Source organism: Vibrio sp. SCSIO 43133 (assembly GCF_023716845.1).
Lineage (GTDB): Bacteria > Pseudomonadota > Gammaproteobacteria > Enterobacterales > Vibrionaceae > Vibrio > Vibrio mediterranei.
Genome location: NZ_CP068024.1, coordinates 831,437 through 851,753, shown reverse-complemented (window position 1 = coordinate 851,753; position 20,317 = coordinate 831,437). Strand labels below are relative to the sequence as shown.

Here is a 20,317-nt window from a genome sequence, read left to right as displayed (position 1 = left end):
CAGTTTTATTTTAAGCCAAAAAATAAATAGGCTAATTACAGAATTTCGTAAGACAGGTATACAGCGAAGACTGCAATCATGTCCTACAATTCTAGACCGACACAATTCTTAACAGTTATGACTTTCGTACTATAGCGAGGCGTAACATTTAACGATAAGCTTTGTTTGGTTTAGAAACTAAACATAAAATAAATCAATTGGGGTATAAAAAATGTACGAGAAGCAAGTAGAAATCACAGCAGAAAACGGCCTTCACACTCGTCCGGCTGCTCAGTTCGTTAAAGAAGCAAAAGCATTTGACGCTGACATCACTGTGGCTACTAACGGCAAAAGCGCTAGCGCAAAAAGCCTATTCAAACTACAAACTCTAGGTCTAGTTAAAGGCACTACTATCACAATCTCTGCTGAAGGCCCACAAGCTCAACAAGCAGTTGACCACCTAGTAGCTCTAATCCCTGAGCTTCACTAAGAACCCAGTTCTCCTTAAAGCCATTTTGTGAAAACAGAATGGCTTTATTGGAAATAGCTCTAGCTATCAGCTACACATAATAAGTAGCTAATAACTATCCAATCTTTAATACATTAGACCAAATAAAGGTAAAGCTATGATTTCAGGCATCCTAGCATCTCCTGGTATTGCTATTGGTAAAGCACTACTACTTCAAGAAGACGAGATTGTTCTAAACACGTCGACTATTTCAGATGACCAAGTTGAAGCAGAAGTTGCGCGTTTCTTTGACGCTCGCAACAAGTCAGCTCAACAACTAGAAGTCGTTAAGCAAAAAGCGCTTGAGACTTTTGGTGAAGAGAAAGAGGCTATCTTCGAAGGCCATATCATGCTTCTTGAAGATGAAGAGCTAGAAGAGGAAATCCTAGCACTCATCAAGAAAGACAAACTATCTGCAGACAACGCGATTCACACAGTAATCGAAGAGCAAGCGACTGCACTAGAATCTCTAGATGACGAATACCTTAAAGAACGTGCAACTGATATCCGTGATATCGGTACTCGTTTCGTTAAGAACGCACTAGGCATCAACATCGTTTCACTAGGTGATATCGATGAAGAAGTTATCCTAGTAGCTTACGACCTAACTCCATCTGAAACTGCGCAAATCAACCTTGATTACGTACTAGGTTTCGCATGTGACATCGGCGGTCGTACTTCGCACACTTCTATCATGGCACGTTCACTAGAACTTCCTGCGATTGTTGGTACTAACGACATCACTAAGAAAGTGAACAACGGCGACATGTTGGTTCTTGACGCGATGAACAACAAGATCATCGTAAACCCAACTCAAGCTGAGATTGACGAAGCTAAAGCGGTACGTGAAGCGTTCCTTGCAGAAAAAGAGGAACTAGCAAAACTTAAAGACCTACCAGCAGAAACTCTAGACGGCCACCGTGTAGAAGTTTGCGGTAACATCGGTACAGTGAAAGACTGCGATGGCATCAACCGTAACGGCGGTGAAGGTGTTGGTCTGTATCGTACAGAATTCCTATTCATGGACCGTACTGCTCTTCCTACTGAAGAAGAACAGTATCAAGCTTACAAAGAAGTTGCGGAAGCAATGCACGGTCACGCGGTAATTATCCGTACTATGGATATCGGTGGTGATAAAGATCTACCTTACCTAGACCTTCCAGAAGAGATGAACCCATTCCTTGGTTGGCGTGCAGTTCGTATCAGCTTGGATCGTCGTGAAATCCTTCGTGACCAGCTACGTGGTATCCTACGTGCATCAGCACACGGTAAGCTGCGCATCATGTTCCCAATGATCATCTCTGTAGAAGAGATTCGTGAACTGAAAGCTGCTATCGAAGAGTACAAAGCAGAACTTCGTGCTGAAGGTCTAGCATTTGACGAAAACATCGAAATCGGTGTAATGGTTGAAACTCCTGCTGCGGCAGCGATTGCTCACCACCTAGCGAAAGAAGTTTCGTTCTTTAGTATTGGTACTAACGACTTAACTCAGTATACTCTAGCAGTAGACCGTGGTAATGAGCTTATTTCTCACCTATACAACCCACTTTCACCTGCTGTACTTACAGTAATTAAGCAAGTGATCGACGCTTCGCATAAAGAAGGTAAGTGGACTGGTATGTGTGGTGAGCTTGCTGGCGACGAGCGTGCGACTCTACTTCTACTGGGCATGGGCCTAGATGAGTTTAGTATGAGCGGTATTTCAATTCCTAAGGTTAAGAAAGTAATCCGCAACGCTAACTTCGCAGAAGTAAAAGCAATGGCTGATGAAGCGCTAGAAATGGCGACTGCTGCAGAAATTGAGGCACACGTCGAAAAATTTATCGCAGAAAAGACAAACTGCTAATATAATTGAGCAGAACAAAATCAAACCTTTAGGAGCACAACATGGGTCTGTTTGACAAACTGAAGAAGCTAGTATCTGACGACAGCGCTGACACTGGTGCAATCGAAATTATCGCACCTCTTTCTGGTGAAATTGTAAACATCGAAGATGTGCCAGACGTCGTATTTGCTGAGAAAATCGTTGGTGACGGTATTGCAATCAAGCCAGCTGGTGACAAGATGGTAGCTCCTGTTAACGGTACTATCGGTAAGATCTTTGAGACGAACCACGCGTTCTCTATCGAGTCTGACGACGGCATCGAGCTATTTGTTCACTTCGGTATCGACACTGTTGAACTGAAAGGTGAAGGCTTCAAGCGTATCGCTGAAGAAGGCCAATCAGTAAAAGCAGGTGACACTATCATCGAATTCGACCTAGCACTTCTAGAAGAGAAAGCTAAGTCAACGCTAACTCCTGTTGTTATCTCTAACATGGACGAAATCAAAGAGCTGAACAAGCTTGCTGGTTCTGTAACTGTTGGTGAAACGCCAGTACTACGCGTAACTAAGTAATTAGTTAATCTCGACGTAGAAAAAACGCAGCCTTGGCTGCGTTTTTTTATGTCTGCGACTTGTCTGAACAAGTTAATTGCCTTGTTATCTACTCACTTTGATAGCGAGATTGATGCTAAAACGTCTCCAGCAAATGTTTTTACACTGAGAGTATTATCTTCAAACAATCCATAGCTCGCAGCATAGCCATCTCGTGGGAATGTGATAGAGCCTGGGTTGAAGATAATTTGCTCTCCTTGCCACTCGGCTACTGGTATATGTGTATGTCCATGAGCAATCACGTCTCCTTGCTTTAACGCAGGTCGTTTATCTGTGTTGTAAAGATGCCCATGAGTTAAGAACAATCGCTGTCCATTTGCCAACATTACCCATGCATAGTCACTCATCATAGGAAAGTCTAAGAGCATCTGGTCGACTTCACTATCGCAATTGCCTCGTACCGCAATAATACTGGTGCTGAGCTCATTAAGCCGTTCAGCTACTTTAGGTGGGTTATAGCTCTCTGGTACTGGATTTCTCGGCCCATGGTTAAGCACATCACCTAAAATCACTAAATGCTCCGCACCTGAGCGATGATACTCTGCTAGAACCTGTTCAGTGGCATCAAGACTGCCATGCAAATCAGAAGCGAAAAATAGTTTCACTGGTTTATCTCCACCATTACTAATGGGGAGTATTGTAACTCAGCTAAACCCAGTTCGCCTGTCTCATTCCTCTTTAGCCATACCATTCACAACAATGTTATTGTAACTAACCATGCCAATCACCTTACCGTGTTCAATGACAGGCGCACGACTAATCCCAAACCGCTCGAATAAGCGAGCGCAATATTTCACATTCATATTAGGGTCAACAGACAGTGCAGGCTTAGTCATAATCTCATAGATGTTTGTTCGCTCGGCTGAGCGGTTTTTCGCCAGCACCTTTTTGGCAATGTCATTCATCAATACGATCCCGTATTCATCATCATCATGCCGCTTTTCGACAACCAGTGCTTTTACCCGATGCTCACGAGCTAAAACGATACCCTCATGCACTGTCTTTAACCCATCCACCATCACATAACTGTTTGCCATGACATCACGCACACAGACTTTCTCATGTCGGCTCATAGCTCATCCTCTACTACTTTAGTTAATGTCTCAACTTGGTGAGCGACACCTACCGCATCCTCTATATCGATCTGCACCGCAATCCCCTGTCCCGAAGTTTGGTCAAACTCTCCGACCTTATTAATGGTCTCTAATATCTGCCGCGATAAGTGCTCTTCTACTACAAACAACAGCACATCTTTTTGAACCTCTAAGGTAAGTCCAAAGAAGGTTTGCTTTTTGTTAAGCCCTTCCCCTCTCGCGTTATTAATTACCGTTGCTCCTGTGGCTCCCGCTGTACGAGCCGCATCAAGAACGGAGTCTGTTTTACTGTCTTCAACAAATGCCAGAATGAGCTTAAAGCGCATTGTTCTTCTCCTTTGAAGCTAGATCGCGATGCTTTGAACGTTGACTCAAAAATTGAATCAACTGTGCATACGCCATCACGGAAATAATAGGAAATAAGCTAGCAAACGCGATCAAACCAAACCCATCAATCATAGGGTTTCGTCCCGGTACGGTGGAAGCTAGCCCCAACCCCAACGCCGTCACCAAAGGGACCGTGACTGTTGAGGTCGTCACCCCGCCAGAGTCATACGCTAACGGAATAATAAATTTGGGAGCAAAATAGGTTTGAATCACCACCAAGATGTAGCCTGCGATGATGTAGTAGTGAATGGGGTCTCCGACAACAATACGATAGCTGCCAAGGGAGATACCAACAGCCACCCCCAGCGCCACTGCGATTCTTAACCCATTTACTGAAATCGAACCTGCAGAAACTTGATTCGCTTTGATAGCAACCGCCAATAACGATGGTTCAGCAATCGTGGTACTAAACCCTATACAGAAAGCAAACAGGTAAACCCAATAATAGTCGATCCACTCCAATGACTGGCCTACCGTCACCCTAAATTCTTGCAAGAATTCAGGTGCCGTTAACTGCATCGCCATGGTTTCGCCTAACGGGAACAGAGCAAGTTCTAATCCCACTAAAAACAAACTAAGCCCGAGAATCACATAGCCAAAACCAAGTAGAACTTTTAACGGGTTAGTAATAGGTTTCTTTAAAATGGCAAACTGGAATCCGAAAATGATCACCATGATCGGTGTAACGTCACGAACCGTGAGCAACAGTGTGGTGAGAAAATCCAAGATGATAGTCATACTGCAATCATCCCGTAAACCATAACGAACATCATTGGTAACAGCGACGCAAAGGCGATGAGACCAAAACCATCTAGCATAGGGTTACGCCCCCTAATGGTACTGGCTAGCCCTACCCCCAGAGCGGTGACTAATGGTACTGTTATTGTTGATGTCGTTACGCCACCTGAATCGTAAGCCACACCGATAATGTACTCCGGTGCGAACCCTGTCAGTATCACTACACCGACATAACCGCCAATAATCATCCACTGGATAGGCCAACCTTTAAGTATGCGCAGCACACCTAATACAATGGCAAGCCCAACTGAAATGGCAACGGCCAAGCGCAAGCCATCCGCATAGTCTTGCATGGCCTCTTCCGTCATCGGAATTTTCCCTCCTTCCGCCGCCACTTCAGCTGCTTCAGCAGATACCGCTGTTAGCGCAGGCTCGGCAATGGTAGTCCCAAAGCCTAGACAGAACGAAAACACCATCAGCCAGAAGACGCTGCCCTTTCGTGCAAACGACTGAGCCATGGACTCACCGATGGGAAATAACCCCATTTCTAACCCAAATACAAAAAAGGTCAGCCCTAGGACTACAAGCAATAGGCCAAATAAGATAGAGAGAACATTAGGAAGCGGCTCTTGCAGTACGACCAATTGGAAAAACAGCACGACCAAAACGATGGGTAGTAGATCTTTGAAACTACTGGCCATTGAATGAAGAAGCGCTTTCAATCCCTGCATCGCTTTCCCCCGCTTCCATACGATAGTTTCATGATGGCACACATTAAATGTAAGAAGATGTGACAATAATGGCAATATTGCGCAATGCTCGCGTCAATCCCCAAGAGTGTGACTAGTACAACATGTGCTACAGCCACAACAACGTTAGTTAATCCTCTGATTCATTGCTATATTTACTTATTCAGCAACTGAGTCATATCGGTAAGTTGTCAATTACTGAGGAGAAGGACAGAGATGAATTTGCTTGTAACAGGTGGCACAGGGTTTATTGGTCGAGAGTTACTGAAACACCTAACCACCTACTCCATCACTCTGCTGACCCGTGATGAACAAACAGCAAGACAAACGCTACATCACACTGACTGTGGCAATATTCACTATGTCGATTCATTAGATAGCTTTAACGACCTCAATGAATTTGATGCCATCATAAATCTCGCTGGAGAACCGATTGCAGATAAACGTTGGAGCGAGGCTCAAAAAAAACGTATTTGTGATAGCCGCTGGAAGATCACCGAAACTCTTGTGGAGCTTATTCACGCCAGCACGAAACCTCCTGCAATTTTTATTAGTGGCTCAGCTGTCGGTTATTACGGAGATCAACAAGATCATCCTTTCGACGAGAGTCTGCATGTCAGTCAGGATACCTTTGCTCACAACGTCTGTGAACGTTGGGAACACATCGCCTTGCGAGCACAGTCCGATCAAACAAGAGTGTGTCTATTGCGCACTGGTGTTGTGCTTGGCGAAGGTGGCGGAGCATTAGCTAAGATGCTGCTGCCCTATAAACTGGGGCTCGGTGGACCGATTGGTAACGGAAAACAATATATTCCTTGGATACATATACTAGATATGGTGCGAGCGATTGTTTGTTTACTGGAAACTGAACACGCTAGCGGGCCATATAATTTCTGTGCACCTCATGCCGTCACTAACGCAGTTTTCAGTAAGACACTGGCAAATTCATTGGGCCGCCCTCATTTTTTATTTACTCCTAAGTGGGCGATTAAACTCGCTATGGGAGAATCTTCATGCTTACTGCTTGATAGCACGAGAGCAAAACCTAAAAAGCTCACAGAGATCGGCTTTAACTTCTCCTTCCCTCATATCGACTCAGCGCTGAAAAACATCGTCGCAAACTCGCGCTAGACCTCGTCTACCATTAGCGTTAACCTTTACTGAAAGGGAATAAATCATAGGGTTAGCGCAAAAATGGGAAAGGCCATTCTTATTACAGGTTGTTCTACGGGAATCGGTTACGTTGCAGCACATGAGTTGCAGAATAAAGGCTACAAGGTCATTGCGTCGTGCCGCGACCCAAAAGATGTGGATAGGCTCAACCAAGAAGGACTGACTTGTATTCAACTCGACCTGACCGATAGCAAGAGCATTAAATTGGGAGTCCAAAAAGCACTCGCTTTATGTGAGGGGAGCCTTTATGCCTTGTTTAACAATGGTGCCTACGGCCAACCCGGAGCCCTAGAAGACCTGCCAACCGATGCACTAAGAGAACAATTTGAGGCAAACTTCTTTGGTTGGCATGAACTGACGAAACAAGTACTACCGGTAATGCGAAAACAAGGCGACGGTCGTATTATTCAAAACAGCTCTGTCCTCGGGTTTGCTGCGATGAAATACCGTGGAGCGTATAATGCCTCTAAATTTGCCCTCGAGGGATGGACCGACACTCTCAGACTTGAGTTATACCAAACAAACATCAAAGTATCACTCATAGAACCAGGGCCTATTGAGACACAATTTAGAGCCAATGCCAAGGCCGCGTTTTTAAAATGGATTGATATTGATGCAAGCGTACATAAAACGCATTACCAGCAACAACTAAGCCGATTATCAGCGGAAGGCTCAAATAATCAATTCGTGCTGCCGCCGGAATCTTGCGTTGTGCCACTTTTACATGCTCTCGAGTCAGACAAACCCAAGTTACGCTATCGAGTCACCACACCAACGAAGATATTTGCGGTACTAAAACGTCTACTTCCAAGCAAATGGTTAGATCCGATTCTGCGAAAAGCCGCATAAAAAATGATCATTTGTAATTTTAGTGTCACATATGAAGGATATATTGCTCAACGTAGTTAAATACAAGAGACGAAACCATACCCTACACAAGTTGGAACCATCTCTCTAACACCTTGCTCACAGCGATATCAATTTGGAATTCTAAAAATGACGCTAAATCAGCTAAACTGGCTGGCTGTGGGTGTAACACTTGCATACTTTGTAATGTTTTAAACACCTTCGCTTGCTGCATTTCTGAAATCCATAAACGCCGCGCTTCATAGTGCGGCGTTTTGGCATCTAAATTCTGTAATCTCTTCGACAAACCTTGATTTTTGGTTCACCAATACCAATCTTGAAAATAGAACAATGCGAATCACTTAATAAGGATAATTCAATGCAACCAGCGTACATTGTTGATTTAAATGAGCAAAATTTCCGCGAAGTCCTCGAAGGCTCAATGACAGCTCCCGTGCTGATCCACTTTTGGGCACCTATGAGTGAAGAAAGCGCTCAGTTAATTCCTGCTTTAAAGGCATTAACAGAACAATACGCCGGCGCCTATACACTGGCATTGCTGAACTGTGAAGAGCAACAAGCGATTGCTGGACAGTTTGGTGTTCAAGCACTTCCTACGATTGCGTTATTCGTGAATGGTCAACCTGTAGACGGACTAGGTGGTCCACAACCAATTGAAGCGGTCAAAGCTATGCTGACCAAACATCTTCCAAGTGAAGATGAACTTAACGCTCGCAAAGCGCTAGAGCTATCACAACAAGGTGAGTTTGAAGCTGCTATTTCTGCATTTGGGACCCTTTCCGAAGAGTATCAAAATAAAGGTGAAATCAAATTGGCAGTTGCCAACTGCTTGCTTGAGACCAATCAATTTGAACGTGCAGAACAAGTACTCAACACTATTCCAATGGAATACAAAGACAACCACTATAAGAGCTTAGTGGCGAAATTAGAACTGCACAAACAAGCTGCTGATAGCCCTGAGATTCAATCTTTAGAAGCGGCATTACAAGCAAACCCTGACGATCTTAAACTGGTCGCAGAACTGGGTCTTCAATACCACCAAGTGAATCGTGATGAAGAAGCACTTGCTCTGATATGGACGCCTCTGAGCCGTAATTTGAATGCGCTTGATGGAGACCTGAAAAAAGCCTTTATGGATATCTTGTCTGCGCTAGGTCAAGGTAACCCTATCGCCGCTAAGTATCGCCGTCAGTTGTATTCTCTGCTCTACTAATAACTTAGTCACACTCTATTCTAAGGGAAGCGCAGGCTTCCCTTTTTCTTATTACGCCAATTTATTTCGTCGAACCGCTCATCCTACCTATCAGTAATCAGTTTAACTCCATGATAAATTTAATGATTACTCGTCGAAAAAATACATACCTTTACACAGTATTGTCTTAACAACGCTGTATACTGTTTAGGATTGTACATTTTTAATACAAGGATAGACTCATGGATATTGATGCAATGGTCACCATAGGTGGTTTCATTCTGGTCGCAATTGTTTTTATTGTGGCCGGGGTCAAAACCGTACCACAAGCCAACAACTGGACCGTAGAAAGATTCGGTCGCTATACCCATACGCTTAGACCTGGGCTGAACTTGATTATCCCTTTCATTGATTCTATTGGCAGTAAAATCAATATGATGGAAAGAGTTCTAGATATTCCACCACAAGAGGTCATCTCCAAAGATAACGCTAACGTGGTCATTGATGCAGTATGTTTCGTTCAAGTCATCGATGCGGCAAAAGCTGCGTATGAAGTGAACGATCTTGAGCATGCTATTCGTAACCTGACATTGACCAACATGCGTACCGTGCTTGGCTCAATGGAACTGGATGAAATGTTAAGCCAACGTGACTCTATCAATACCAAACTGCTTGCGATTGTCGATGAAGCAACTAACGCATGGGGCGTTAAAGTGACTCGTATTGAGATCCGCGACGTACAACCACCAGCAGACCTAACCGCAGCGATGAATGCTCAGATGAAAGCAGAACGTAATAAACGTGCCGACATTCTAGAAGCAGAAGGTGTGCGACAAGCAGAGATCCTTAAAGCCGAGGGTCATAAGCAATCTGAAATCCTCAAAGCCGAAGGTGAGAAACAGGCTGCTATACTTCAAGCAGAAGCACGTGAACGTGCCGCAGAAGCGGAAGCTAAAGCAACTGAGATGGTTTCAACTGCCATTGCACAGGGCGACATGCAAGCAGTGAATTACTTTATTGCTCAAGGCTATACTGAGGCTTTGAAATCGATTGGTCAGGCGGAGAATGGTAAAATTATCATGTTGCCGATAGAAGCAACTGGACTCATGGGGTCTGTAGCTGGTATTGCAGAAATGTTTAATCAGTCAAAGCCTCAACAAAAGAAGGATAACGCGTGATAGAACTGCTTAGCCAAGTCAATTACTGGCACTGGTTGGCTCTAGGATTATTACTGCTATGTGGCGAGTTACTCGGTACCGCTGGCTACATGTTGTGGATTGGCATCGCAGCAATGTTGGTGGGTATTGTGCTCGCCTTTATTCCTATCAGTTGGCAACTGCAATGGATTAGCTTTGGGGTGTTTGCGTTGGTATTGACCTGGCTATGGTGGCGTAAACAACATCGAGTTGATAAGCAATCAGATAAGCAGCGACGCCTAAATCAGAAGGACAAACAGCTCATAGGTCAAACGTCGGTGTTGGAGCAAGATATTACCAGGGGAAAATGTCGAATCAAACTTGGCGATACTTCCTGGTCCGCATACTCTGACTCTGACTTACCTAGTGGTACCTTGGTCAGAGTGATAGATGTCGATGGAATAACCCTTCTGATTGAGAAAGCAGAATAAAACAAAATAGACACCTCAAGTAGGTGTCTATTTTGTTTCAAAAGGCGTAAAGGAGTAGACCATTCCTTTACTAATTAGCGCACTTAATGTTTTACCTACACAACTATTTCGACTTGAGCGACCCACTGCAGAAACCAGTCCTTTCTTGTCAAGCTTCACCACGTGTGTACCGTCTAAACTTCGATAAAAAACAGTTTTGCGCTCGTCTTGATAATCCACCAGTAGAACGATAGCACCCGCACGGTAAGGCTTACCGACCTCACACACTAACGCATCTGGAAAACCATCGAACACCTCCGACAGCGAAGGTGCAGAGAATGTTAGCAAAATTACCAATAAAATCCTTTTCACGGTTCAGCTCACTCTACGTTTTGTTAAAAGTAAACTAGTAAATAGCGAGCAAGAGTCCTTTTAATTTCATTGGTATTTCTAAATGAGATTATCGCTGTTCGTCACGTTTATGCTTAGGTACATAATTGAGGATAGAAATCGGCACCGGTTTTCTTGGTACAAAGCCTTCAATTTCAACTCGCTCAAGCAAATGGCCTAATCGGCTTTCTATCATACACAGGTTTTTGAAGTTATCTTTTGATACCAACGATAACGCCTCACCCGCAGCATCGGCACGACCAGTACGTCCAATTCGGTGAACATATTCATCTGCTGGATAAGGTAAGTCGTAGTTAATCACCACTGGCAAGTTTTCAATATCAATACCGCGTGCAGCTACACCAGTTGCCACCAAGTATTGAATCTCACCGACTTTGAATGACTCGATAAGTTGCTGACGAACTTTTTGGTTACGACCACTATGGAACGCTTCAGCAGCAATGCCACGTTTTTCTAATTGGCTGACAAGCTTAGCTGCACCATGCTTGGTTTCAATAAAAATAAGCGCTTGCTTCCATTGATTCTGCTGCAATAGATGACTTAAAAGTGAAGACTTCATGTCTTTATCGACAGTGACTATCCACTGCTTAATATTGCTCTTAGAAGCACTGTGCTTAGTGATAGCAATTTCTTCTGGGTTGTCTATCGCAGATTTAGCAAGATCGCGGACAGGATTAGACAATGTCGCTGAAAACAACAAACTTTGAGCATCTTCTGGTACACGAGCAATAATCTTGTTGATCGCTTCGATAAAGCCCATATCCAGCATTTTGTCAGCTTCATCCAACACCAAAGTCTCGACTTCATCAAAGTGAATTGCACGCTGACCGTATAGGTCTATCAAACGACCTGGAGTTGCTACAACAATATCCACACCATCAATTAAAGCTTGCTTCTGCGGTGCGTAATCAACGCCACCAAACATCGCCATAGATTTTATTGACGTAAACTGTGCATAAGCTTCAATGCTCTGGTTCACCTGAAGAGCCAGTTCACGAGTTGGCGTTAAGATGATCGCTCGTGCACGCTTTTTACGTTCAGTTTGACCTGCACTAAGTCTCTCTAAAATAGGCAAAACAAAACTCGCTGTTTTACCCGTTCCAGTTTGCGCCGCAGCGATAAGATTGCTGCCTTTCAAAACAATAGGAATCGCCTTAGTCTGGATAGTTGTTGGTTTTTGATAACCAACCTCTTTGATAGCATCTAGTAATGGTTGGCTTAACCCTAGTTTAGAAAAGGACATGGTGAACTCTCTTGAAGGTGAAATTGCAGATAGTGTAGCAGACATACGTCCATAAAACGCAAAACCCCTGACAACTCAAAGAGCTATCAGGGGTCTTAAATAATGGCACGCCCTGTAGGATTCGAACCTACGACCACATCCTTAGAAGGGACGTGCTCTATCCAGCTGAGCTAAGGGCGCTTCCTGGCTGGACCAACAGCCCAGGAGCAAGAATTGTATAGGACTGGACTAGATAACTCAACCAGTTACCGACCTTATACTATCAATAGTTAGCAAACACCTTTAAATAGCACAAACGAATACCATGAATGAATAACGGTTCCAGCAGTTTCTTGATAACTTGCCTCTGAGTGAATGGCGTCAGTAGTCCCAAAGCAACATCTGAATTAGGGTAATCGTTTTTTATTTTTATAATTCTCTCTACCAAGTGTTCATATTCATCATCAAATTCAGCAATAAACACATCAAAAACAAATGGCCTACCCTTTGGTGTAACCCCAGACAAGAATGGCGAACCTTCAACTAATTCCACGTTAAGAAACAATTTATAGTTCAACGTTTGCAAATCACTAACTATAAAATTTGCTAAACGAAATTGCTGTTCCGCTTTCATTTATCACCTCTTTTATCGCTTCTGATAACAAGAATAACAAATAGCGGAGGCCATTTTATCTCCCCTGAACAGGGGGTAAGAAAAACATGTGAAAAGACGAGCACAAGCAGGCAATCCCCTTGGGGCCTTATTCTATTACTCACGTTATTCTCAGAGTCAATTCACAAAAGTCTCAATTATGAAACAACAATCACACTAACAGACGTGAGTCCGGTCAAAAAGTCGGCATTTCATCAAGTTGAATATTTAATATAGTAGTACGTAACTTCCCCACTATTAATTTTACTACCAGCAGACGTGGTTCTTAATATATTGAATTGGACTCGATGTATTCGCTGGTGTCACTATGGCGACAAAGGACTACTATGGACACTATTGAAAAAGCCACACTGCTGCGTTTCAGTGAGCTAATCGATTTACTCTACCAAGCACCAACTCATCAACACGGCTTTCAGCCATTTTTGGAGCTACTCGTTTCGGAATTCAATTTAGCAGATGCCGTTCTTCATATTCAAAATACGACCAGTGATGCCATAGAAGCGGCGTGGATTGCAGGACCAAAGACCGATGTCATCATTGAGTTTATTGAAAACAACCTTGAGGAAGGTAACTATATTCACGACTATATTGATAACGCTCCGCCTAGCCGCTTTTACACACTGTTAGGTGATATAGGCCGACCAGCCCCCCAGTATCTGACATCTAGTCAAAAATTGGTCGAGAAATGGTTTGATAGTAATCAGATGCTTGACGTCTCTTCGGCTGTAATTGGCAGATTAGAGAACCAGATCGCGATGCTCAGTATTCATCGCGATATGAGCGCCCAGGCATTCTCGCGAGACGATGTGCTGATCCTAAATGAGCTCATTCCCCACATTCAACGCGCGTTTAGTCTCTACCAACAGTTTAAAGAAATTCTTAATGAAACAGCTAATTTACATCACTTGATAGCTCAACTTCCCCATGGAGCCTTATTGTATGACAGCAAAGGAGCACTGCTCTGCGTAAACCAAAAAGCTATCGAACTTGGCGAGCTTCATGATGACTTAGAGGTGAACCAACAACGTTTTTCCATCAAGGATATCTCTGTGAAACGTGAATACATTGCCAACCTATTCACCGTGTTAAAGCGCGGGGAAAACAACAATCTCGCCTGCAAAGTCACTCATCTTTCCAACAAACTTTCACCAATCACTATTCTATTAGTTCCTATCGGTATCGAGCACCCAACGCCCTACCAAGATCATTCTATACTTAAAGACTATGAAATAGGCGCCATCGTCTACATCTATGACCGACAACACCCAATACATGTCAATTCAGAGTTTCTCAAAGCGATTTTCGGCCTAACTGATGCGGAAACTGAGGTGTGTGAACTCATCGCCAGTGGCTATACCCGCAATGAAATTGCGGCTCTTTTAGAGCGCTCCACCCACACGATTAAAGATCATATTAAATCGATATTCATCAAAACCGGCAGTCATTCCCAGTCCGACTTAATAGCAACATTGCTGACTAGTCCTGTCTACCCCCCCTCTTAGGGGATAGGTTATTTGTGGTTAGTTTTGTAGTTTTTAATACGGCCTTTACGGTTAAAAAACAAACACACTAACAACATTTACAAAGGGAATTGTCATGTCTATTCGAGCGAGAAAAGGGCTTTTAGCCTCCTCACTATTGACTATTTTTCTAGTTGGCTGTAATTCAGATTCATCGGACGGCGATGCATTGAGCACCAGTAAACTTGAGTTATCCACACTATCTGCCTGCTCATTCGATGATCCTGTTGCCCCAACAGAGAATGATTACCAAGCCGCTGTTGCAACGTGCTCGTCTTCCAGCAGTCAAAATGCCCAAGCTCAGAGTACCTCAGTTCAAAGTACCCTAGCTAAAGATACGACGTACTTTAGAATTAACAATAAGGGACAGGTTAGGTCATTCGAAGCTCAAAGTGATGGGAAGTTTATCTATCATTATATTGGTGCGGGAGGTGAGTCAGGGACTGCCAGTGAATCCAATGGTTCGACCCGCTTTGATTGGCTGGATCCAAAAGACGGTTATATTCTCATTAATGTCATTGATGAGGATGCGCAATCAATATCAGCACTCATCTACGAATATTACTTTGATGACGATACGTCGCAATACGAAACCACGTATTACAGCTCGTTATTTGCTAAGGCTTATACGCCTGTCCAATGTAAACAGCGCGACAATCCTAACTTTGAAGACAACCTTACCGATGAACATGCGGTCACAAAAACCGAGTTCGACACGATTATCACCGACCAATGCAGAGTAACGCTAGGTGGCAAATACGCCAAATTCGATGAAGCAAGATTGATAAAAGCACAAGATGTCTACAGTGGCGATGGTGAAGGCAATTATGAGCGATTTGTATTTGACAATACTCCTAGCTCAGTCAACACAGGCTGGTATGAGTTTGAAATACGCGACAAAGATGATGCTTTAGACAGTTCCGGGGAATGGAAAGTCAATGACGATGGTGCATTATTGCTGACTCTAACCGAGAAAGGCATAGAATATGAGCATCAGCTTTATATTACAGCAACTGATGGCTTTACGACCATGGTGAAAGTATTTACAACGTCTGATGAGTATATAAATCAGGGATTTGCAACAGATGTGGGGTCTTTAAGCTCTTTGGTCATGTACTCTCAAGAGCCTGACTTCTAAACCGTACAAAGTCCAAAGTCTTAACAATAAAGAGTAACCGTACTTAGCCGGTTACTCTTTTGCCATTTATAACCATTTGAACAACCAAAACGATAATATTGCGAAAACAGTTCAACAATGCGAAAAGCAGCACTAGATCAGCTAACAGGGTAAAACAGACAGAGATTGAATAGCAAGAGAGGAGAATGGCACGCCCTGTAGGATTCGAACCTACGACCACATCCTTAGAAGGGACGTGCTCTATCCAGCTGAGCTAAGGGCGCGCTATAGGGAAAGGATTATACGAGTTAAGACTGGTAAATCAATGGCTTTGTGACTCATACTAGTTTAAGTGCCCAAAAAAAAGTCAACATACCATTAAAAGCTGAAAAACACACCAATGCAAACGTTTGCGTTGTAGCTTTTGAAATAATTTTCTGGGACAATGCACACAAAAATAACAGCCAATTAACTTTCTCAAGGAAAATTATGTCTGCTCAAAACATTGACGGGAAACTTATTTCTCAAACCGTACGCTCTGAAGTCGCTGCTCGTGTTAAAGCGAGAACGGATGCAGGGTTAAGAGCGCCGGGACTGGCGGTCGTTTTAGTCGGTGAAGATCCTGCGTCACAGGTTTATGTGGGTAGTAAGCGCCGTGCTTGTGAGGAAGTTGGTTTTGTTTCCAAATCCTTCGACCTGCCAGCAAATGCCAGTGAAGCTCAACTACTCGCTCTCGTTGATGAGTTAAACGAAGACCCAGAAGTCGATGGCATTTTGGTTCAGTTGCCTCTACCGGCTGGAATCGATACTACACACGTTTTGGAACGTATTACTCCAGAAAAAGATGTTGATGGATTCCATCCATATAATGTCGGCCGTCTAGCGCAACGTATCCCCAAGCTACGCTCATGTACGCCTAAAGGCATTATTACGCTGCTAGACCGTTACAATATACCAACAAGAGGCAAGCACGCCGTTATCGTTGGTGCGTCTAACATTGTAGGTCGTCCAATGACATTAGAACTGCTACTTGCCGGATGCACCACCACCACGTGTCATCGTTTCACCAAAGATCTTGAAAGCCATGTGCGTCAAGCTGATATCGTTGTCGTAGCCGTAGGTAAACCAAACTTTGTTCCAGGTAATTGGATCAAGAAAGGGGCTGTTGTAGTCGATGTAGGTATCAACCGCTTAGAGAACGGCACTTTAGTGGGTGACGTAGAATATGATGTGGCCAGAGAAAACGCTAGCTTCATTACCCCTGTCCCAGGTGGTGTCGGCCCTATGACGGTTGCCAGCTTGATTGAAAATACGATGATTGCCTGCGAACAGTTCCACACCGCAAAAAAATAATCGGTTGTTCGATTTCTAAAAAAGGACTGACGTCAGAGACGCCAGTCCTTTTTATTTAATCCATAGCAATACGATCTGCAAGATGACTCACAGCGAGGGCGAAGTAATATGAACGATTCCACTTCATCAGGACATTGTAGTTGTTATATACCAAGTACACACGGCCATTTTCGTCATCGGGCATAATAAGCCATGCTTTGATATCTTCGTCCAACTGAGGCAGTGGTCGACCATCGTAACGAGTGACACCGAGCTTACTCCACTCCTTAAGATACTTACCTTTTTCAGCTTCACGCCCTTGTAAATCGGGTGAAATACCATGTGGTACTTTGACCTGACGACCCCAAGTATATTTATCGTCCCAACCAGATTTCGCTAGGTAATTCGCTGTCGAGGCAAACACATCGGCTTCACTATCCCAAATGTCTTTTTTCCCGTCGCCATTACCGTCAGCGGCAAAGTTCAAAAACGAACTCGGCATGAACTGGCTTTGACCCATTGCCCCCGCCCATGAACCTTTCATATCATCGGGAGCAATATGCCCTTGTTGAAGAATCGTTAATGCCGCTAGTGCTTCTTTACGGAAGAAGGCTTCACGGCGTCCTTCATAAGCTAACGTCGATAAGGCATCGATTACACGATAATTACCAGTAAAGCGTCCGAAATTACTTTCTACGCCCCAAAGCGCGACAATAAACCTTGGTTGAACACCGTATTCATCACCGATACGTTTTAGCTCAGCATAATACTTGTTGTGCAATTCTTTGGCCTGCTTCACTTTCCAATCAGGCACCGCTCTTGGAATATATTCGTCCAGCGTTAGCTTTTTTTCAGGTTGGTTACGGTCAGCAGTGACAGCTCTCGGCTTATACTCGACACCTTTAAATGCCTCTGTCAGAATTTGTTCAGAGATACCTTGTTGACGAGCTTCTTCTTTAAGCCCAGCAACGTACTCTTCAAACGTTCCTTTCTCTTGCGCAAATGCGCTCGTGGCTAGGCTTGCTCCTAGCATAACTGACAATAATCTCTTCACCGTGCCCTCCCCTGAGCATCTAGGCTATTTTTGCTGAGCTTTTTGCTCTTTATATTTCTCTAATAGATTTTCTGGTGGTGGAGGTAGCTGTAAGAAAAAGCCCTCATTCTCAATAGAAGCTTTTACTTTCTCTACATCCACTTGAGCCAGTGTACGTTTTGCAAGGTTGACCACCATGACCATAGTTGGTTTTCCAAACATCTGCATCAGCGCATCTGGAACTGGTGAAAAGTCATCCTTCTTGGCGATGTATAGGTACGCCCCTTCCTTTTTCGTGCTTTTATAGATAGAACAAAGCATTGATATATCTCTTTTTGTCGCCAATCTTCTCATCCGGAAGAAAGTATTTGGTTAGTTTATGGAAAATTGAGAGTTAATTATCCATTTGAGCGCAAGATAGCTTGCTGTATGTAGTGTTGAAATATAACATGATTATCCTATTTAAAAAGCAATGTCATTGGCACAAGGATTTGATCAGCAATGTCTCAATCCCCAGATCTGAAAGGCAGTAGCTTCACCTTATCGGTGTTGCATCTTTCTGACAACGATGTTTCTAAAGCAGTTCATTTTTTGCAAGAAAAAGTCTCACAAGCACCGACATTTTTTGCATCGGCTCCTGTGGTTCTAAACATCAGTAAAGTTGACGGCGATATCAACTTCCTAGACCTAAAACTTGGCGTAGAAGAACTTGGTATGATCCCAGTAGGTATCACCGGTTGCCAAGATAAACGCACTCAGAATCTCGCTATTGAAGCTGGCTTTGCTGTAATGACCGCAAGTAAAGCCCCTTCTCAAGCACCCGCGAAAATGGAACCGACTATGATAGTCCGAACCCCAGTGCGTTCCGGTCAACAAATCTATGCAAAAAACAGAGACCTTGTGGTGTTAAATCATGTGAGTGCAGGTGCTGAAGTAATAGCTGACGGTACTATCCATATCCATGGCACGCTTAGAGGACGCGCGATTGCCGGAGCTAGTGGCTCCAGTGAAGCTAAGATCCTATGTAACGACTTACAAGCTGAGCTGGTTTCTATCGCAGGAAATTACTGGCTCAGTGATCAAATTGAACGTGAATATTGGGGCAAAAAGGTAATGTTTGGTATGACCAACGACCAACTCGATTTCGAAATCCTCACGATATAATAATTTTAAGGAAAACAGATAATGGCACGCATTATTGTTGTAACGTCAGGTAAAGGCGGCGTTGGCAAAACCACTTCCAGTGCAGCAATCGCTTCTGGCCTTGCCCTTAAAGGCAAGAAAACCGCAGTCATCGACTTTGATATCGGTTTGCGTAACCTAGACTTGATCATGGGCTGTGAACGTCGCGTCGTTTACGACTTTGTTAACGTGATCAACGGTGAAGCGACACTAAACCAAGCACTCATCAAAGATAAGCGTTCTGACAACCTGTTCATCCTGCCTGCATCACAAACTCGCGATAAAGACGCACTGACTAAAGAAGGCGTTCGTCGAGTGTTAGATGACCTCGATGAAATGGGCTTTGACTTTGTTATCTGTGACTCACCGGCAGGTATCGAGCAAGGCGCATTAATGGCGCTGTATTTTGCCGATGAAGCCATTGTTACCACAAACCCAGAAGTTTCTTCAGTACGTGACTCTGACCGTATCCTTGGTATCTTGGACTCTAAATCACGTCGAGCAGAAGAGAGCTTAGAACCAGTTAAGCAACATCTACTGCTGACACGCTATAACCCAACTCGTGTGACACAAGGTGAAATGCTGTCTGTCGAAGATGTGGAAGAGATTCTGCACATCTCTCTACTTGGAGTGATTCCAGAAAGCCAAGCGGTTCTTAATGCTTCGAACAAAGGCGTCCCTGTCATTTTTGACGATGAATCAGATGCAGGTCTTGCTTACGCAGATACAGTAAATCGCCTACTTGGTGAACAAGTTGATTTCCGCTTCTTAACGGAGCAGAAGAAAGGCATCTTCAAACGTCTATTCGGGGGTTAATTCATGTCATTACTCGAGTTTTTCCGCCCGCAAAAAAAGAGCTCCGCGAACTTAGCGAAAGAGCGCCTGCAAATTATCGTCGCAGAGCGTCGCAGTGAAGGTTCACCTTCGCCATCGTATCTGCCGCAATTGAAAGAAGACATTCTTAAAGTTATCGCCAAATACGTTGAAGTTGATCCATCCATGGTGGACTTGTCGTTTGAGCACAAAGACGATGACATCTCGGTGCTAGAACTAAACGTTCAGCTACCAGAAGATGAAAAGTAAGTGAATAACAAATAG

General features: G+C 43.8%; 25 protein-coding genes and 2 tRNA genes. 14 read left to right on the top strand and 13 right to left on the bottom strand.

What is annotated here, in order from left to right:
* Nucleotides 1–211 precede the first annotated feature (211 nt).
* The 3 genes from JKJ11_RS04170 (at nucleotide 212) to crr (ending at nucleotide 2,884) form a co-directional block, all read left to right on the top strand.
* Nucleotides 212–469 (top strand): HPr family phosphocarrier protein, encoded by a 258-nt coding sequence (locus JKJ11_RS04170; RefSeq protein WP_006075478.1) that lies wholly within the window; start codon nucleotides 212–214, stop codon nucleotides 467–469.
* A 136-nt stretch (nucleotides 470–605) separates the two neighbouring features.
* Complete coding sequence (gene ptsI / locus JKJ11_RS04165) at nucleotides 606–2,333, top strand: phosphoenolpyruvate-protein phosphotransferase PtsI (RefSeq protein WP_038225348.1); 1,728 nt, start codon at nucleotides 606–608, stop codon at nucleotides 2,331–2,333.
* 41 nt (nucleotides 2,334–2,374) lie between these two features.
* A complete protein-coding gene (crr, locus tag JKJ11_RS04160; protein WP_031494205.1) occupies nucleotides 2,375–2,884 on the top strand; it encodes a PTS glucose transporter subunit IIA in 510 nt (169 codons plus the stop codon).
* 92 nt (nucleotides 2,885–2,976) lie between these two features.
* On the opposite strand, the gene yfcE is transcribed toward crr, so the two are convergent.
* The 5 genes from yfcE to JKJ11_RS04135 all read right to left on the bottom strand — a co-directional run bounded on the left by yfcE (nucleotide 2,977) and on the right by JKJ11_RS04135 (nucleotide 5,873).
* Entirely contained in the window at nucleotides 2,977–3,528 is a 552-nt protein-coding gene (gene yfcE, locus JKJ11_RS04155; RefSeq protein WP_252038775.1) for a phosphodiesterase, read from the bottom strand.
* 63 nt (nucleotides 3,529–3,591) lie between these two features.
* The gene (locus JKJ11_RS04150) at nucleotides 3,592–3,996 is read right to left on the bottom strand and encodes a CBS domain-containing protein (RefSeq protein WP_006075627.1); all 405 of its coding nucleotides are present in this window, start codon (nucleotides 3,994–3,996) and stop codon (nucleotides 3,592–3,594) included.
* On the bottom strand, nucleotides 3,993–4,343 hold the full coding sequence (locus tag JKJ11_RS04145; RefSeq protein WP_006075626.1) for a P-II family nitrogen regulator: 351 nt from the start codon (nucleotides 4,341–4,343) through the stop codon (nucleotides 3,993–3,995). Before JKJ11_RS04145 ends, JKJ11_RS04150 begins: the two co-directional genes overlap by 4 nt.
* On the bottom strand, nucleotides 4,333–5,142 hold the full coding sequence (locus JKJ11_RS04140) for a DUF1538 domain-containing protein (protein WP_124940728.1): 810 nt from the start codon (nucleotides 5,140–5,142) through the stop codon (nucleotides 4,333–4,335). Before JKJ11_RS04140 ends, JKJ11_RS04145 begins: the two co-directional genes overlap by 11 nt.
* On the bottom strand, nucleotides 5,139–5,873 hold the full coding sequence (locus JKJ11_RS04135; RefSeq protein ID WP_124940727.1) for a DUF1538 domain-containing protein: 735 nt from the start codon (nucleotides 5,871–5,873) through the stop codon (nucleotides 5,139–5,141). The genes JKJ11_RS04140 and JKJ11_RS04135 overlap by 4 nt, the downstream gene beginning before the upstream one ends.
* A 234-nt stretch (nucleotides 5,874–6,107) precedes the next feature.
* Here JKJ11_RS04135 and JKJ11_RS04130 point away from each other — a divergent pair, with 234 nt between their 5' ends.
* Together JKJ11_RS04130 and JKJ11_RS04125 are read left to right on the top strand one after the other, a co-directional pair.
* The gene (locus JKJ11_RS04130) at nucleotides 6,108–7,022 is read left to right on the top strand and encodes a TIGR01777 family oxidoreductase (protein ID WP_006075623.1); all 915 of its coding nucleotides are present in this window, start codon (nucleotides 6,108–6,110) and stop codon (nucleotides 7,020–7,022) included.
* A gap of 63 nt (nucleotides 7,023–7,085) precedes the next feature.
* Nucleotides 7,086–7,913, top strand: a complete 828-nt coding sequence (locus tag JKJ11_RS04125) for an SDR family oxidoreductase (protein ID WP_006075622.1) — start codon at nucleotides 7,086–7,088, stop codon at nucleotides 7,911–7,913.
* 82 nt (nucleotides 7,914–7,995) lie between these two features.
* On the opposite strand, the gene JKJ11_RS04120 is transcribed toward JKJ11_RS04125, so the two are convergent.
* Complete coding sequence (locus JKJ11_RS04120) at nucleotides 7,996–8,145, bottom strand: hypothetical protein (RefSeq protein ID WP_252038774.1); 150 nt, start codon at nucleotides 8,143–8,145, stop codon at nucleotides 7,996–7,998.
* A 144-nt stretch (nucleotides 8,146–8,289) separates the two neighbouring features.
* On the opposite strand from JKJ11_RS04120, the gene JKJ11_RS04115 reads away from it, so the two are divergent.
* From JKJ11_RS04115 to JKJ11_RS04105, 3 genes are all read left to right on the top strand, one after another.
* Complete coding sequence (locus JKJ11_RS04115) at nucleotides 8,290–9,144, top strand: co-chaperone YbbN (protein ID WP_124940725.1); 855 nt, start codon at nucleotides 8,290–8,292, stop codon at nucleotides 9,142–9,144.
* Nucleotides 9,145–9,365: 221 nt separating this feature from the next.
* Nucleotides 9,366–10,301, top strand: coding sequence for an SPFH domain-containing protein (locus tag JKJ11_RS04110; RefSeq protein WP_006075698.1), 936 nt, complete (start codon nucleotides 9,366–9,368; stop codon nucleotides 10,299–10,301).
* Nucleotides 10,298–10,750, top strand: coding sequence for an NfeD family protein (locus tag JKJ11_RS04105; RefSeq protein ID WP_252038773.1), 453 nt, complete (start codon nucleotides 10,298–10,300; stop codon nucleotides 10,748–10,750). Before JKJ11_RS04110 ends, JKJ11_RS04105 begins: the two co-directional genes overlap by 4 nt.
* 27 nt (nucleotides 10,751–10,777) lie before the next feature.
* On the opposite strand, the gene JKJ11_RS04100 is transcribed toward JKJ11_RS04105, so the two are convergent.
* The 4 genes from JKJ11_RS04100 to JKJ11_RS04085 all read right to left on the bottom strand — a co-directional run bounded on the left by JKJ11_RS04100 (nucleotide 10,778) and on the right by JKJ11_RS04085 (nucleotide 12,996).
* Nucleotides 10,778–11,101 (bottom strand): hypothetical protein, encoded by a 324-nt coding sequence (locus tag JKJ11_RS04100; RefSeq protein WP_164491450.1) that lies wholly within the window; start codon nucleotides 11,099–11,101, stop codon nucleotides 10,778–10,780.
* A gap of 88 nt (nucleotides 11,102–11,189) precedes the next feature.
* Nucleotides 11,190–12,383, bottom strand: coding sequence for a DEAD/DEAH box helicase (locus JKJ11_RS04095; RefSeq protein WP_252038772.1), 1,194 nt, complete (start codon nucleotides 12,381–12,383; stop codon nucleotides 11,190–11,192).
* A 103-nt stretch (nucleotides 12,384–12,486) separates the two neighbouring features.
* A tRNA-Arg gene (locus JKJ11_RS04090) sits at nucleotides 12,487–12,563 on the bottom strand.
* Between the two features lie 82 nt (nucleotides 12,564–12,645).
* Nucleotides 12,646–12,996: a hypothetical protein gene (locus tag JKJ11_RS04085; RefSeq protein WP_124940722.1), complete on the bottom strand. Its 351-nt coding sequence runs from the start codon at nucleotides 12,994–12,996 to the stop codon at nucleotides 12,646–12,648.
* Between the two features lie 365 nt (nucleotides 12,997–13,361).
* Between JKJ11_RS04085 and JKJ11_RS04080 the strand changes: the two genes are divergently transcribed.
* Together JKJ11_RS04080 and JKJ11_RS04075 are read left to right on the top strand one after the other, a co-directional pair.
* Complete coding sequence (locus JKJ11_RS04080) at nucleotides 13,362–14,537, top strand: helix-turn-helix transcriptional regulator (protein WP_164491449.1); 1,176 nt, start codon at nucleotides 13,362–13,364, stop codon at nucleotides 14,535–14,537.
* A 94-nt stretch (nucleotides 14,538–14,631) separates the two neighbouring features.
* On the top strand, nucleotides 14,632–15,693 hold the full coding sequence (locus JKJ11_RS04075) for a hypothetical protein (RefSeq protein WP_252038771.1): 1,062 nt from the start codon (nucleotides 14,632–14,634) through the stop codon (nucleotides 15,691–15,693).
* 186 nt (nucleotides 15,694–15,879) lie between these two features.
* Here the strand turns inward: JKJ11_RS04075 and JKJ11_RS04070 are convergent.
* Nucleotides 15,880–15,956, bottom strand: a tRNA-Arg gene (locus JKJ11_RS04070).
* A gap of 205 nt (nucleotides 15,957–16,161) precedes the next feature.
* Between JKJ11_RS04070 and folD the strand changes: the two genes are divergently transcribed.
* The gene (folD, locus tag JKJ11_RS04065) at nucleotides 16,162–17,025 is read left to right on the top strand and encodes a bifunctional methylenetetrahydrofolate dehydrogenase/methenyltetrahydrofolate cyclohydrolase FolD (protein ID WP_038225364.1); all 864 of its coding nucleotides are present in this window, start codon (nucleotides 16,162–16,164) and stop codon (nucleotides 17,023–17,025) included.
* Between the two features lie 55 nt (nucleotides 17,026–17,080).
* On the opposite strand, the gene JKJ11_RS04060 is transcribed toward folD, so the two are convergent.
* Entirely contained in the window at nucleotides 17,081–18,058 is a 978-nt protein-coding gene (locus JKJ11_RS04060) for a lytic murein transglycosylase (RefSeq protein WP_031494242.1), read from the bottom strand.
* Between the two features lie 24 nt (nucleotides 18,059–18,082).
* Nucleotides 18,083–18,358, bottom strand: a complete 276-nt coding sequence (locus tag JKJ11_RS04055; protein ID WP_006075752.1) for a YcgL domain-containing protein — start codon at nucleotides 18,356–18,358, stop codon at nucleotides 18,083–18,085.
* A gap of 180 nt (nucleotides 18,359–18,538) precedes the next feature.
* On the opposite strand from JKJ11_RS04055, the gene minC reads away from it, so the two are divergent.
* From minC to minE, 3 genes are read left to right on the top strand one after another with little or no spacing between them, the layout of a single operon-like run.
* The gene (minC, locus tag JKJ11_RS04050; protein WP_031494241.1) at nucleotides 18,539–19,201 is read left to right on the top strand and encodes a septum site-determining protein MinC; all 663 of its coding nucleotides are present in this window, start codon (nucleotides 18,539–18,541) and stop codon (nucleotides 19,199–19,201) included.
* A gap of 21 nt (nucleotides 19,202–19,222) precedes the next feature.
* The gene (gene minD / locus JKJ11_RS04045; RefSeq protein WP_252038770.1) at nucleotides 19,223–20,035 is read left to right on the top strand and encodes a septum site-determining protein MinD; all 813 of its coding nucleotides are present in this window, start codon (nucleotides 19,223–19,225) and stop codon (nucleotides 20,033–20,035) included.
* Nucleotides 20,036–20,038: 3 nt separating this feature from the next.
* Nucleotides 20,039–20,302: a cell division topological specificity factor MinE gene (gene minE / locus JKJ11_RS04040; protein ID WP_031494240.1), complete on the top strand. Its 264-nt coding sequence runs from the start codon at nucleotides 20,039–20,041 to the stop codon at nucleotides 20,300–20,302.
* The last annotated feature ends 15 nt before the right edge of the window (nucleotides 20,303–20,317 follow it).

Excerpts from the sequence above, each read along its gene's own strand:
- folD (WP_038225364.1), top strand. The coding sequence starts at position 16,162 with ATGTCTGCTCAAAACATTGACGGGAAACTTATTTCTCAAACCGTACGC.
- JKJ11_RS04075 (WP_252038771.1), top strand. The coding sequence starts at position 14,632 with ATGTCTATTCGAGCGAGAAAAGGGCTTTTAGCCTCCTCACTATTGACT.
- JKJ11_RS04170 (WP_006075478.1), top strand. The coding sequence starts at position 212 with ATGTACGAGAAGCAAGTAGAAATCACAGCAGAAAACGGCCTTCACACT.
- JKJ11_RS04095 (WP_252038772.1), bottom strand. The coding sequence starts at position 12,383 with ATGTCCTTTTCTAAACTAGGGTTAAGCCAACCATTACTAGATGCTATC.
- JKJ11_RS04080 (WP_164491449.1), top strand. The coding sequence starts at position 13,362 with ATGGACACTATTGAAAAAGCCACACTGCTGCGTTTCAGTGAGCTAATC.
- JKJ11_RS04055 (WP_006075752.1), bottom strand. The coding sequence starts at position 18,358 with ATGCTTTGTTCTATCTATAAAAGCACGAAAAAGGAAGGGGCGTACCTA.
- JKJ11_RS04150 (WP_006075627.1), bottom strand. The coding sequence starts at position 3,996 with ATGAGCCGACATGAGAAAGTCTGTGTGCGTGATGTCATGGCAAACAGT.
- minE (WP_031494240.1), top strand. The coding sequence starts at position 20,039 with ATGTCATTACTCGAGTTTTTCCGCCCGCAAAAAAAGAGCTCCGCGAAC.
- ptsI (WP_038225348.1), top strand. The coding sequence starts at position 606 with ATGATTTCAGGCATCCTAGCATCTCCTGGTATTGCTATTGGTAAAGCA.
- minD (WP_252038770.1), top strand. The coding sequence starts at position 19,223 with ATGGCACGCATTATTGTTGTAACGTCAGGTAAAGGCGGCGTTGGCAAA.
- JKJ11_RS04115 (WP_124940725.1), top strand. The coding sequence starts at position 8,290 with ATGCAACCAGCGTACATTGTTGATTTAAATGAGCAAAATTTCCGCGAA.
- JKJ11_RS04140 (WP_124940728.1), bottom strand. The coding sequence starts at position 5,142 with ATGACTATCATCTTGGATTTTCTCACCACACTGTTGCTCACGGTTCGT.
- JKJ11_RS04110 (WP_006075698.1), top strand. The coding sequence starts at position 9,366 with ATGGATATTGATGCAATGGTCACCATAGGTGGTTTCATTCTGGTCGCA.
- JKJ11_RS04145 (WP_006075626.1), bottom strand. The coding sequence starts at position 4,343 with ATGCGCTTTAAGCTCATTCTGGCATTTGTTGAAGACAGTAAAACAGAC.
- JKJ11_RS04125 (WP_006075622.1), top strand. The coding sequence starts at position 7,086 with ATGGGAAAGGCCATTCTTATTACAGGTTGTTCTACGGGAATCGGTTAC.
- JKJ11_RS04130 (WP_006075623.1), top strand. The coding sequence starts at position 6,108 with ATGAATTTGCTTGTAACAGGTGGCACAGGGTTTATTGGTCGAGAGTTA.
- JKJ11_RS04085 (WP_124940722.1), bottom strand. The coding sequence starts at position 12,996 with ATGAAAGCGGAACAGCAATTTCGTTTAGCAAATTTTATAGTTAGTGAT.
- minC (WP_031494241.1), top strand. The coding sequence starts at position 18,539 with ATGTCTCAATCCCCAGATCTGAAAGGCAGTAGCTTCACCTTATCGGTG.
- JKJ11_RS04120 (WP_252038774.1), bottom strand. The coding sequence starts at position 8,145 with ATGCAGCAAGCGAAGGTGTTTAAAACATTACAAAGTATGCAAGTGTTA.
- JKJ11_RS04135 (WP_124940727.1), bottom strand. The coding sequence starts at position 5,873 with ATGCAGGGATTGAAAGCGCTTCTTCATTCAATGGCCAGTAGTTTCAAA.
- crr (WP_031494205.1), top strand. The coding sequence starts at position 2,375 with ATGGGTCTGTTTGACAAACTGAAGAAGCTAGTATCTGACGACAGCGCT.